9 protein-coding genes are annotated in these 13225 nt (G+C 58.0%); 3 read left to right on the top strand and 6 right to left on the bottom strand.

From position 1 onward, the window contains the following. Nucleotides 1-384: 384 nt before the first annotated feature. Nucleotides 385-984 carry a phenylacetic acid degradation protein PaaY gene (gene paaY / locus SIC15_RS14705; RefSeq protein WP_291906203.1) on the top strand — a complete coding sequence of 200 codons (600 nt, stop codon included), beginning with the start codon at nt 385-387 and terminating at the stop codon, nt 982-984. A gap of 28 nt (nt 985-1012) precedes the next feature. On the opposite strand, the gene SIC15_RS14700 is transcribed toward paaY, so the two are convergent. Beyond that, a complete protein-coding gene (locus tag SIC15_RS14700) occupies nt 1013-1465 on the bottom strand; it encodes an Lrp/AsnC ligand binding domain-containing protein (protein WP_136632087.1) in 453 nt (150 codons plus the stop codon). 159 nt (nt 1466-1624) lie between these two features. Here SIC15_RS14700 and SIC15_RS14695 point away from each other — a divergent pair, with 159 nt between their 5' ends. Together SIC15_RS14695 and putA are read left to right on the top strand one after the other, a co-directional pair. Beyond that, complete coding sequence (locus SIC15_RS14695; protein ID WP_412536289.1) at nt 1625-5119, top strand: NAD-glutamate dehydrogenase; 3495 nt, start codon at nt 1625-1627, stop codon at nt 5117-5119. Between the two features lie 169 nt (nt 5120-5288). Then, nucleotides 5289-8918, top strand: a complete 3630-nt coding sequence (gene putA, locus SIC15_RS14690) for a bifunctional proline dehydrogenase/L-glutamate gamma-semialdehyde dehydrogenase PutA (protein ID WP_412536288.1) — start codon at nt 5289-5291, stop codon at nt 8916-8918. A 32-nt stretch (nt 8919-8950) separates the two neighbouring features. On the opposite strand, the gene SIC15_RS14685 is transcribed toward putA, so the two are convergent. The 5 genes from SIC15_RS14685 to SIC15_RS14665 are packed head-to-tail and all read right to left on the bottom strand — an operon-like array spanning nt 8951 to nt 13165. Beyond that, nucleotides 8951-9895, bottom strand: a complete 945-nt coding sequence (locus tag SIC15_RS14685) for a biotin-dependent carboxyltransferase family protein (RefSeq protein WP_412536287.1) — start codon at nt 9893-9895, stop codon at nt 8951-8953. Beyond that, entirely contained in the window at nt 9885-10577 is a 693-nt protein-coding gene (gene pxpB / locus SIC15_RS14680; protein ID WP_412536286.1) for a 5-oxoprolinase subunit PxpB, read from the bottom strand. Before pxpB ends, SIC15_RS14685 begins: the two co-directional genes overlap by 11 nt. Beyond that, nucleotides 10574-11308 carry a 5-oxoprolinase subunit PxpA gene (locus tag SIC15_RS14675; protein ID WP_069182884.1) on the bottom strand — a complete coding sequence of 245 codons (735 nt, stop codon included), beginning with the start codon at nt 11306-11308 and terminating at the stop codon, nt 10574-10576. Before SIC15_RS14675 ends, pxpB begins: the two co-directional genes overlap by 4 nt. A gap of 31 nt (nt 11309-11339) precedes the next feature. Then, a complete protein-coding gene (locus tag SIC15_RS14670) occupies nt 11340-12647 on the bottom strand; it encodes a TRAP transporter large permease (protein ID WP_069182885.1) in 1308 nt (435 codons plus the stop codon). Further along, on the bottom strand, nt 12647-13165 hold the full coding sequence (locus SIC15_RS14665) for a TRAP transporter small permease (RefSeq protein ID WP_069182886.1): 519 nt from the start codon (nt 13163-13165) through the stop codon (nt 12647-12649). The genes SIC15_RS14670 and SIC15_RS14665 overlap by 1 nt, the downstream gene beginning before the upstream one ends. Nucleotides 13166-13225: the final 60 nt, after the last annotated feature.

Here is a 13225-nt window from a genome sequence, read left to right as displayed (position 1 = left end):
GCGGTGTTGTCCTGTTGTTTGTTGTAGGGGGATAGCGTGAAAGGTGTCCTTGATCGGCACGGTGCTATCGATCGTGGAAAATGAGTATATCTTAGAATTGATACTCGTCAAGGATTGTGCTGTCCATGTTTTGTATCACTTTAGTCCAGTGTGGCAGCGTGGAATTTCTATGTTGCTGAAAAGTCGATAAAAATTATCAAGATCTTTTGTGTTGGCCGGAGAATAGCGTTGAATCCTGCCCTGGAAACAGCTTGCAGGCTATGAAAAAGCTCCAGGAAAAGGATAATGTGATACAGAAAATGAATCACAATGACTTTTCGGGTCCCACGTTTTGCTCCGATGTATCCCGGAACGCTGCAGGGCCCTGCCAACCAGGAGATCGCTATGCCCAGCTACAGTATAGAAGGCGTTGTTCCCGTCGTTCACCCGTCTGCCTATGTGCATCCCACAGCCGTTCTGATTGGCGATGTGTGGATTGGCCCGGATTGTTACGTGGGCCCGGCGGCTTCACTGCGTGCGGATTTCGGTCGGATCGTTCTCAAGCAGGGATCCAATGTCCAGGATACCTGCGTGATGCATGCCTTCCCGGGCATGGACACGGTGGTCGAGAAGAATGGCCATGTCGGGCACGGGGCGATTCTCCACGGCTGCATTGTCGGCGAGGATGCCATGGTAGGAATGAATGCGGTGATAATGGACGAGGCCCATATTGCGCCGCGCTCTATCGTAGGCGCCTGCGCTTTCGTGAAGGCAAAGTTTACCTGCGAGCCAGGCTCACTGATCGTTGGTTCTCCAGCCAAAGTGATGCGGACGCTCAGCGACAAGGAGATTGCCTGGAAGAAGAAGGGCACCGAAGAATACCAGCGACTGACGCTTCGTTCCCTCGCCAGTCTGCAGGAAGTCCAGCCACTGGAGGAAGCCGAGCCCGACCGGGCCCGTGTGGACGCCAGCGGGTACAAGCCCAAATACGAGCAGTCTGAGTGACTGCCAGCGCCGGCGTCTGAGGAATCCTCTACAGGCCGGCGTCTTTCACGTTCTCCATTACCACAAAGGTACTGGTCTGCAGCACATGGGGCAGGGCAGAAATTTCCTCCCCCAGAACCTGCCGGTACTCCTGCATGTTGCGGGTCCTGACTTTCAGCAGGTAGTCGAAGTTGCCGGCAATCATGTGGCATTGCTCGACCGCCGAGACGTTTTGAACGGCTTTGTTGAACGCGGTAAGAGCGTCGCTGCTGGTGTCGTTCAGGGTTACCTGGGCAAAGGCGATGTGGCTGAGGCCGAGTTTGGTCTGATTCACCAGGGCTGTGTAACCGGTGATGTATCCGTGTTCTTCAAGCCGGCGCATCCGCACCTGGCACGGCGTTTTGGAGAGACCCACCCGAGAGGCAAGCTCGGTTACCGTGATTCGGGAGTTCTTCTGCAGCTCGCGAATAATGGATTGGTCTATTCGATCCAAATCGGCCATGTTGTCTGTCCCAGGTTGAATTAACGGCTAAATCATGTGGCAAATATAATCGAAACTCCTCTATTCCGAAACTATATGGTCCAAGTGACTTTCTGGGCTTGCGTATACTGGTAGTTCCATTAGTCCAGTAAGAACGTTTACCAAGTCCGGAGAGTTTCGATGACCGATTCCCGCGCATTACAAAAACAAACCCTGCTGGAACAGCTTGCCGATGTCCTCCAGAATCAGGCCGCCGACAACGACGACTCCCTCGAACTCCGGGAGCTTGTGGCCAGAATGGTCGAAGAGTCCCGATCCTGGGACGATGACTTGCATGGTGAACTGGTTCGGAGTTTCGGCGACTCGATTGGCGGGCGCTATGCCCAGGTTTTCAGCGGCGGTTTCCCTTCGGCTTACCGGGCAAGATTTCCGGTATCGGAAGCACTCGCTGATATCGAGCAGATCCAGTCCATCGCCGTGAGCACCGATGTCCCCATGCGCTTCTACCAGCCGCGGGACCCGGCCGAAACCGGATTCCACTTCAAACTCTACAGCGAAGGCCAGCCCGTTGTTCTTTCAGACGTGATCCCTATTCTGGAAAACTTGGGAATGCGTGTTCTGGGTGAGCACCCCTATCGGGTCCGTCGACGGGATGGCGAAACCTTTGGTGTCAGTGATTTTACCGTCGAGCTCCATGATCGGTGCCGTGCCGCCGATCTCGACACCGCCAGGCCATTGATCCAGTCGGCATTCCGGGAGATATGGAACGGCTTTGCTGAAAACGATGATTTCAACCAGTTGATCATGCTGTGCGGTCTCAGCTGGCGTGAAGTCGCGTTGATCAGGGCTTATGCCCGCTATATCAAGCAGATTCGGTTCGGTTTCAGTCAGCCCTTTATTGCAGAGACACTGGCCCGCAATCCGGAGATCACCTCGCGGCTTGTTGCATTCTTCTTCAGCCGTTTCGAGCCGGATATAAAAGGACGCAAGGGGAAGGTGGAGCGAATCGAAACTGAGCTTCGCGACGCCCTCGAGGCGGTGGCAAGCCTGGACGACGACCGAATTCTACGTCGCTTTTTTACCCTGATCCGGGCAACGCTCCGGACCAACTATTTTCAGGCCCGGGAGGACGGTGGGTTTCCGTCCTACCTGTCACTCAAGCTGGATCCGTCCTCCATCCCGGATATCCCGCGCCCCACCCCGAAATTCGAGATTTTTGTCTATTCGCCCCGTATTGAAGGCGTGCACCTGCGCTCCGGGCCGGTGGCAAGAGGCGGGCTCCGGTGGTCTGATCGCATAGAGGATTACCGCACGGAGATCCTTGGTCTGGTGAAAGCCCAGCAGGTGAAGAACTCGGTGATTGTGCCCGCCGGTGCCAAAGGTGGCTTTGTGGTGAAGCAGCCGCCACGGGACGGCTCACGGGAGGCTCTGCGGGAGGAAGGCGTTGCCTGCTATCAGACCTTCATCAGGGGGCTGCTGGACATCACGGACAACCTCGACAACGGCCAGGTGGTGCCGCCGAAAAATGTGGTTCGATACGACGGCGATGATACCTATCTGGTGGTCGCCGCCGACAAAGGTACAGCCACCTTTTCCGATATAGCTAACACATTGGCAGCCGAGTACCGCTTCTGGCTGGGCGATGCCTTCGCCTCCGGCGGCAGTGAGGGCTATGACCACAAGAAAATGGGTATTACCGCCCGGGGCGCCTGGGAGTCGGTCAAACGGCATTTCCTGGAAAAAGGCACGGACACCCAGGCGGATGAGTTCACCGTGGTCGGGATCGGTGACATGGGTGGCGACGTGTTTGGCAATGGTATGCTGCTCTCGGACCGGATTCGCCTGGTCGGTGCGTTCAACCACCAGCACATATTTATCGATCCGAATCCGGATGCCGCGGCATCGTTTCGTGAGCGCCAGCGGCTGTTCGGCCTGCCAGGCTCCTCCTGGGCCGATTATGACACCGGGCTGATCAGTGACGGCGGTGGTGTTTTTTCGCGCTCCATGAAATCCATTCCTGTGTCTGCGCAAATGCGCAAGGTGCTGGGGATCAAGGCCCGGACCCTGTCGCCAGCGGACCTGATCAGTGCTCTTCTGAAAGCGCCCGTGGACATGCTCTGGAATGGTGGCATTGGCACCTACGTGAAATCGCCCTCGGAGTCTCATGAGGATGTGGGTGACAAGACCAATGATGCTTTGCGCATCGACAGTACCGAACTGCGCTGCAAAGCCCTCGGGGAGGGCGGCAACCTGGGTGTTACCCAGAAGGCCCGGATCGACTTCGCCCGACGCGGTGGCTCGGTCAACAGCGATTTTATCGATAATGCCGGTGGTGTTGACTGCTCGGACCACGAGGTAAATATCAAGATCCTGCTCAACGATCTGGTGCATCGGCAGTTGATGTCGCTTCCAGAGCGAAACCGGATGCTCAGGGCGATGACGCCGGAAGTGGCCGAGCTTGTTCTGCGTAACAATTACCGGCAGGCCATGGCGCTCAGCCTGGCCCAGAATCCGGCGGTTGCCACCGCTGACCAGTATGATCGCCTGATGCGGAGGCTTGAAGCCGAGGGCAAGCTGGACCGTGATCTTGAGTTTCTGCCCTCTGACGAGGAACTTCAGGCCCGCCGCGATCAGGGTGGTGGCCTGACCCGGCCGGAGCTGGCGGTGCTGGTTTCCTACGCGAAGATTGAACTGAAGCAGGCGCTGGTCGCGTCTCCCATCGTGCAAGACAAGCGTTTTAACTCGGCGCTGCATTCCGCCTTCCCCGCCTCCCTGCTGGCCACCTTCCCGGAAGCGGTCGAGTCTCATCCTCTGCGGGCCGAGATCTCGGCCACGCAAATTGCCAACGATATGGTGAACCGGATGGGCATTACCTGGTTCGACCGTATTCGCAGTGCCACGGGGGCAGATGCCGGCCGGATCGCCGCGGCCTACCTGATCTCCCTGCGAATCCATGACGTAGACGCCCATTGGGAGGCCATGGAATCACTGGATGGAAATGTCAGCGCAGCCGTTCAGGCAGATCTTTTCGCCGACGCGGTTCGCCTGGTCACCCGCAGTACCAGCTGGCTGTTGCAGAACCGTAGGCAGGCGTTGGACCCGGTGTCCTGCATTGATCATTACCGGGCGCCGATGGCCGATGTTTTGGCTTCCAGAAGCCGTCTTGAATCGGTGATCCCTGCAAGTCGGTGGTTTGACCGCTATGCTGAATACTGTGAGCGTAAGGTTCCCGAGGACCTGGCGGCGTGGTGCGCATCCGCAGAAAGCCGCTACTGGTTGATGGATATGATCGAGATTGCCCGTCAGCTGGGGGAGGATCTGGAATCGGTGGCCTGGGTCTACTTCACGCTCGGCGAGAGTCTGAATCTGACCTGGCTTGACCGGCAGATGCGGGCGTTCCGGGCGAATGGCCACTGGCAGGTTCTGGCAACCATCCATTTCCGGGATGAGCTGGACCATCAGCTGCGGAACCTGACGTTCAGCGTGTTCTCCGAGCCTGTCGAAGGCGAAGGAACGCCGGAACAACGCCTGGAGGCCTGGCGTAGGGACAAGCAGATGCTACTGGGCCGGTGGGAGCGGATGCTGAACGACATGCAGGCCGCTAATGACGTGGATTGCGCCGTTTTCTCGGTGGCGCATGGTGTCCTCAGAGAGCTGGCGATGAAAGCAGCTTAGGGAGTCAGTAGAGGCAAAATGCCCTAATTTTGAGGTTTTGGAAGAAAATTATTAAATTTTCATTATCTAAAAAAGCCGTAATGGGGTGCTTGTCCGAATTTTATAGAGAAATTGTCTTTGTTGATCTCGGTAGAATGCGGGAGAGACAAACAACTAAGAGGGTACAACTATGAGACCGCAGCAATCACAGACGCCCGAGCTTGTCGATAGCCGGCAGGCGATTCGTGATTATTATCTCGCTGACGAGCACAAGGTTATCCACGAGATGATTGCCGGTGCCCAGTTGTCCCAGGCCGAGCGCGATGCTATTTCCGCCCGTGCCGCTGAACTGGTACGCAGCGTTCGCAAGAATGCCAAGTCCACCATCATGGAAAAGTTTCTGGCAGAGTACGGCCTGACCACCAAGGAAGGCGTTGCCCTGATGTGTCTGGCCGAGGCGCTGCTGCGCGTGCCTGACAACACCACCATCCACGAACTGATCGAAGACAAGATCACCTCCGGTGCCTGGGGCACCCACGTGGGCAAGGCGTCCTCTGGGCTGATCAACACCGCCACCGTTGCCTTGTTGATGACCAGCAACCTCTTGAAAGATTCCGAGCGCAACACCGTTGGTGAAACCCTGCGCAAACTGCTCAAGCGCTTCGGTGAGCCGGTCATCCGTACTGTGGCCAACCAGGCGATGAAGGAAATGGGGCGCCAGTTCGTTCTGGGTCGCGATATCGATGAAGCCCAGGATGAGGCGAAGGAATACATGGAGAAGGGTTACACCTACTCCTACGACATGCTGGGTGAAGCCGCCCGCACCGATGATGACGCCAAGCGTTACTACGACGCCTATTCCACGGCCATTGACAGCATTGCCAAGGCAAGCAAGGGCGATGTACGCAAGAACCCGGGCATTTCGGTCAAACTCTCCGCTTTGCTGGCCCGTTACGAGTACGGCAACAAAGAGCGGGTCATGAACGAGTTGCTGCCCCGCGCACGTGAACTGGTCAAGAAGGCGGCGGCCGCGAACATGGGCTTTAACATCGACGCCGAGGAGCAGGATCGGCTGGATCTGTCCCTGGATGTTATTGAAGAACTGGTCGCCGATCCGGAGCTTGCCGGCTGGGATGGTTTTGGCGTGGTTGTCCAGGCTTACGGCAAACGTTCATCGTTCGTGCTCGACTGGCTGTATGGGCTGGCCGAGAAGTACGACCGCAAATTCATGGTGCGTCTGGTGAAAGGTGCCTACTGGGATGCCGAGATCAAGCGTGCCCAGGTGATGGGGCTGAACGGCTTCCCTGTGTTTACCCGCAAGGCCTGCAGTGACGTTTCGTATCTGTCCTGTGCCACCAAACTGCTGAATATGACGAGCCGCATCTACCCGCAGTTCGCGACCCACAACGCCCATTCGGTATCGGCCATCCTGGAAATGGCCAAGACCAAGGGAGTCGACAACTACGAGTTTCAGCGCCTGCACGGTATGGGTGAGTCCCTGCACAACGAGGTTCTGAGGGTCAGTGGTGTACCCTGTCGGATTTACGCGCCGGTTGGTCCCCACAAGGATCTGCTGGCGTACCTGGTGCGCCGTCTGCTGGAAAATGGTGCCAACAGTTCCTTCGTCAACCAGATCGTCGACAAGCGCATTACGCCGGAAGAAATCGCTAAGGATCCGATCGTCAGCGTTGAGGAAATGGGCAACAACATTTCCAGTAAGGCGATCGTGCATCCGTTCAAGTTGTTTGGTGATCAGCGTCGCAACTCCAAGGGCTGGGACATCACTGATCCGGTCACGGTTAACGAGATCGAGAAGGGCCGTGGTGCCTACAAGGACTATCGCTGGAAGGGCGGACCGGTAATTGCCGGTGAAGTAGCCGGCACCGAGGTGCAGGTGGTGCGCAACCCGGCCGATCCGGACGATCTGGTGGGCCACGTCACCCAAGCTTCCGATGCCGATGTGGATACCGCGATTACCTCAGCGGCTGCTGCGTTCGAGAACTGGTCCGCCAAATCGGCTGAAGAGCGTGCGGCCTGCGTCCGTAAGGTAGGCGACCTTTACGAAGAGAATTACGCCGAGCTGTTTGCCCTCACTACCCGTGAAGCGGGCAAATCCCTGCTGGATGCGGTTGCTGAGATCCGTGAGGCGGTCGATTTCTCCCAGTACTACGCCAACGAAGCTATTCGCTATAAAGACAGCGGCGATGCCCGCGGCGTGATGTGTTGTATCTCGCCCTGGAACTTCCCGCTGGCGATCTTCACTGGCCAGATCCTGGCCAACCTCGCGGCGGGTAACACCGTGGTGGCGAAGCCGGCTGAGCAGACTTCCTTGCTGGCCATTCGCGCGGTGGAGCTGATGCATCAGGCGGGTATTCCGAAGGATGCTATCCAGCTGGTGCCGGGCACTGGCGCAACCGTGGGTGCGGCCCTGACCTCCGATTCGCGGGTGAGCGGCGTGTGCTTCACCGGTTCTACTGCTACCGCCCAGCGCATCAACAAGGTGATGACCGAGAACATGGCACCGGACGCGCCTCTGGTGGCAGAGACCGGTGGCCTGAACGCGATGATCGTGGATTCCACGGCATTGCCGGAGCAGGTTGTGCGTGACGTGCTGGCGTCTTCGTTCCAGAGTGCCGGTCAGCGGTGTTCGGCCCTGCGCATGCTCTACGTGCAGAAAGACATTGCCGATGGTCTTCTGGAAATGCTCTACGGTGCCATGGAAGAGCTAGGCATCGGCGACCCCTGGTTGCTGTCCACGGACGTGGGCCCGGTGATCGACGAGAACGCCCGCAAGAAGATCGTCGACCATTGCGAGAAGTTCGAGCGCAACGGCAAGCTGTTGAAAAAGATGAAGGTACCCGAGAAAGGGCTGTTTGTTTCGCCGGCGGTTCTCAGCGTAAGCGGGATTGAAGAGCTGGAAGAGGAAATCTTCGGCCCGGTACTGCATGTGGCCACGTTCGATGCGAAGAACATCGACAAGGTGGTGGACGATATCAACGCCAAGGGCTACGGCCTGACGTTTGGCATCCACAGCCGTGTTGATCGCCGTGTCGAGCGAATTACCAGCCGGATCAAGGTGGGTAACACCTATGTGAACCGCAACCAGATCGGTGCCATCGTGGGCTCCCAGCCATTTGGTGGTGAAGGCCTGTCTGGCACCGGTCCCAAGGCCGGTGGTCCGCAGTACGTCCGCCGTTTCCTGAAAGGCGAAACGGTTGAGCGCAAGGCGGATTCGAACGCCAGGAAGGTGGATGCCAAGCAGTTGCAGAAGTTGATTGGCCAGTTGGACAAACTGAAGGCGTCCAGGCCTGAGGCCCGTATGGAGGCAATCCGGCCTATCTTTGGCAATGTTCCGGAGCCGCTGGACGCTCATGTTGAGGCACTGCCCGGACCAACGGGTGAGACCAACCGCCTGTCGAACCATGCGCGTGGTGTCGTTCTGTGTCTGGGACCGGACAAGGAAACCGCGCTGGAGCAAGCCGGCACCGCGTTGTCACAGGGCAACAAGGTGGTGGTGATCGCACCGGACACTCAGGATCTGGTCGATCAGGCGAACAAGGCCGGGCTGCCGATTGTGGGCGCCGAGGGGCTGTTGGAGCCAGACGCACTGGCATCCGTCGATGGCTTCGAGGCGGTGGTCAGCTGCGGCGAACAACCCCTGCTGAAAGCCTATCGCGAGGCACTGGCCAAGCGCGATGGCGCCTTGCTGCCGCTGATCACAGAGCACACCCTGGATCAGCGTTTCGTGATCGAACGCCACTTGTGTGTCGACACAACCGCAGCGGGCGGTAACGCCAGCCTGATTGCCGCCTCCGAATAAGCGGCGACAATCGGTGCCAATCGCGCCCGGCGTCAGGTAGTGCTGACGCCGGGCGCGCCTGTTTTGAGCCGCTGGTTAAACAGCATTCGGCGGCCTTCGGCCTCGGCAACATCCGAGAGATAAAAGCTGACCGATGATCCCGGCCCCCTCTGGGACAGAAGGCCCGCATCCAGTGCGCTCAGGCAGCCGATTTTCGGATAGCCGCCGATGGTTTGCCGATCTTTCATCAGAACAATTGGCTGGCCATCTTTCGGCACCTGAATGGCGCCATAGGCAATTCCCTCCGACACAATCCCGTCCAGATCCGAATGAATGGCATCGCCTTTCAGACGATAGCCCATGCGGTCGATGTTCTGGCTGATTTCGTATTCACACGAGAAAAATTTCATCCGTTGAACGGCGGGAAAGCTCCGATACTGATAGCCGGGAATCAGACCCAGGCGCAGGTGCTGTTGATAATCGGGAATTTCCGGCTCGGGAAGAAACGCCTCAATAAAGGGGGCATTTTGGTCGAACTCCAGCTTATCGCCCTTGGCCAGTTTTGCGCCTTTGCCATCGAGACCTCCCAGGCCCTCCCGGGCCACGGTAGCGCAACTGCCCAGTTTCAACGCGGGCCTGAACCCACCACTGATCGCCAGGTAGGCCCGCAGGCCGCTCACCGGCGCGCTAAAATCCAACCGGTCGCCTTTGCTGATGTGATGGGTGCGCCAGGGCGCAATGGCCCGATCATTGATCCTGGCGCCCAGGTCGCCGCCGGTAATGGCAATACACGCATCATGGTTTGCCTTCAGGCTGAACCGGCCAAAAGTGATTTCGATCTGGGGGGCATTGAGATCGTTGTTCAGCAGGCGGTTTGCCCAGAAAAACGCGAACTCGTCCATGGGGCCACCGGTGGTCACCCCCATATGCTGGTAGCCGTAGCGGCCAGCGTCCTGGACGAGGGCCAGCATTCCGGGTTCAAGGACGTCAAAGCTCATCGACCTTCCCTCCCAGCTCGAGAAATTCGTCCCGGCTGATGGCGCGAAAGCGCACCTGATCACCGACCTGTACCAGCGCCAGGGAGTCGCTGTCCCAATCAACCATTTTCTGCGGTGTGCGGCCAATGATCTGCCAGCCACCGGGCGTGCAGCTCGGATAAATGGCAGTTTGGGTGCCCGCGATGCCAACGCTGCCGGTAGGGACTTTCAACCGGGGCGTGGATTTCCGGGGAATGGCAATCCGTTCGTCGGTGCTTCCCAGATAGGCAAATCCCGGAGCGAAGCCGATGGCGTAAACCTGGTAAAGCTGTTCACTGTGAATGCGAACGACTTCGTCTCGTGACAGGCCGGCATGCTCGCAGACATCCTCAAGATCCAGACCCACTTCCGGATCATAGTAGACTGGCAGCTCGACAATACGGGCAGCACCCTCCCCGGTGGAGCCATGGTCGTCGGAGTCGATCGCTGAGCGCACCCTGCGGGCAATGGCAAACCGGTCGGCCTGCTCCAGATCCCAGGTCAGCAGGATCGACGTGTAAGACGGCACCAGGTCGATGATCAGGTCGGACATATCGCGCCGGAGCCGATCGGTGGCCTGTTTCACCTGGCCAGCAGACTCCGCACCAATCTGGTCGCCAAAATACACCATGCAGGTGTTTTCGTTGACCGACTCGATCCTCATAGCGCTTCCACAACCTGTCGCATGTGCCGTGCAGCGTCGACGGCATGGTAGCTGTCGCCGTGAATGCAGATGGTATCGGCTTTGATCGGAATGCGTTTGCCCGAAATCGAGGTGACCGTTCCGTCCTGGATAATCTGGGTAACCTGCGCCTCGATGGCTTCCGTGGTTTCGTGAACGGCACCGCGCACTGACCGTTTTACCAGTCTGCCCTCGTCGCTGTAGGCGCGATCAGAGAAAGCCTCGAACCAGACCTCGATACCGTACTCGTCTGCCCGGTCCTTGACCTGCTGCCAGTCCGGCGTCGCCATGACCACCAGGGGGCATTGTGGGGCATAGGAACGAACCGCCGACATCACCACGGACAAGGTGGTGTTATCGACCATCATCCGATTATACAGCGCGCCATGGGGCTTCACATAGGAGATGGAGGTGCCGTGCACCTGGCAGATCCCGTTCAGCGCCGCCATCTGGTAAACCAGAATGGCCTTGAGCTCGTCCGGCCGGCAATCCATGTCCCGACGACCGAACCCGAGCAGATCCGGGTAGCCCGGGTGAGCGCCAATGGTCACATTCTGGGCCAGCGCCAGCTTCACCGTATGGTCCATGGTCAGCGGGTCGGACGCATGAAACCCGCAGGCAATACTGGCCATGTCAATGTAGGGCATGACTTCGGCATCCATACCCTTGGTCCAGGTGCCAAAGCTCTCGCCCATATCGCAGTTGAGTTTCATTGTGTACCTCCAAAAAACGTTGTTGCCCGCGTTATCCCTGGCTCATGGTCTGGGGCAGGTAAGTGACAATCTCCGGGAACCAGCCGATCAAAAACAGCGCGGCCATGATCAGCAGGAAGAACGGCAGGGCTGCCCGGGCGACATAAAGAATGTCCTTGCCGGTCAGGGCCTGGATGACGAACAGGTTGAAGCCCACTGGCGGCGTGATCTGTGCCATCTCTACCACCAGTACAATAAAGATCCCGAACCAGAGCAAATCAATGCCGGCCTGTTGAACCATCGGCATAACAACCGCGACAGTCAGGACCACGACCGAGATCCCATCAAGGAAGCAGCCGAGGAGAACGAACAGCACAGTCAGGCCTATCAGAAGTTCAAACGGTGAAAGGGACATGCTGCCGATCCAGGAGGCCAGTTCCCGTGGAATGCCCAGGAAGCCCATGGCCAGGGTCAGGAAGTGTGCACCGACGAGAATCAGGCCGATCATGCAGGAGCTTTTCACCGCGCCCAGCAGGCTGTCGCGGAAACTCTGAACGCTCAGAGAGCCGGTTGCGGCCGCGATGATAAGGGCGCCAAAAACGCCCAGGGCGGCTGCCTCGGTCGGAGTGGCGAAGCCGGTATAGATGGAACCCAGCACGAAAATGATCAGGCCAACGATCGGAAGCAGCATCTTAAGCGCTTTGATCTTGACCGAGAACGCCAGATTTTCTTTCTTGGTGGTCGGTAGTTCGTCTTTATTGAGCTTGGCCCAGATCATGGTGTAGCCCATAAACATGGCGACCAGCATCAGCCCGGGCAGGGCGCCGGCGATAAACAGGCGGCCAATGGAAACCTCTGCGGCCACGCCGTAAACGATCAGGATGATGGAGGGCGGAATCAACAGGCCAAGGGTACCGGAACCGGCCAGGGTGCCCACCGCCATCTTGTCACTGTAACCCTGTGCTTTCAGTTCCGGCAGGGTCATTCGACCAATGGTTGCGGCAGTGGCCGCGGATGAACCGGAAACCGCCGCGAAGATGCCACAGCTCAGAATGTTCACATGAAGAAGTTTGCCCGGAAGCCCGCCCATCCAGGGGGCCAGCCCCTTGAACAGATCCTCGGACAGTCGGGTACGGAACAGGACTTCGCCCATCCAGATAAACATGGGCAGAGCCGTCAGGGACCAACTGGTACTGGCGCCCCAGCTCGACGTTGCGAACAGCAGCCCGATCTGATCGTTGCCAGACAGCAACAGGCCCAGAACGCCGATGCCAACGAGTGTCAGGGACACCCAGACACCGACAGCGAGCATCAGAATCATCGAAACCGCCAGGACAATGGAGAGAAACGCAATATCCATTACACTTCCTCCAGATTGAGTTCGTCTTCATGCTGCTGGTAAGAGGGCGTTCGCTTGCGGAGGATACCCACCAGATCATCCAGGACGGCAATGTTGAGTGCCGTCATTCCGAGTGCCACCGGAACCTGCGGTATCCAGATGGGGATGGGAATATAGCCGTGGGAAACTTCTTCAAAAATGTAGGATTCCCAGACCATGTGCCAGCAATAGAAAGTCATGTAGCAGGCGAGCCCGAAACCGAAAATCAGTACGATCAGCTCTTGAAAGAAGCGTGGCCGCCCGGACCATTTCTGGATCACCAGGGTTACCCGAATATGGCCGCCGTTATGAAAGGTGTAGGCCAGACCGAAAAAAGTGGATGCGGCGAGCGCCCAGCCGGACACGTCTTCCGCTGAGGGGATGATAAAACCGAACAGCCGACCGACGATCTGGGCCAGAATAATGACCATGATCAGAGCTATGCAGAAGCCTGCGGCGTAGCCGGATGCCAGATAAAATTTCTTTCGAAGAGAGTTCATAACGGATGCCTCCCGGAACAGCCTCCCGAGTACTCGGGAGGCTTCCGTTGAGTGAACTTT

This window comes from Marinobacter sp. MIT932201, assembly GCF_047123295.1.
Lineage (GTDB): Bacteria > Pseudomonadota > Gammaproteobacteria > Pseudomonadales > Oleiphilaceae > Marinobacter > Marinobacter salsuginis.
This window is presented reverse-complemented; position numbering and strand designations above follow the sequence as displayed.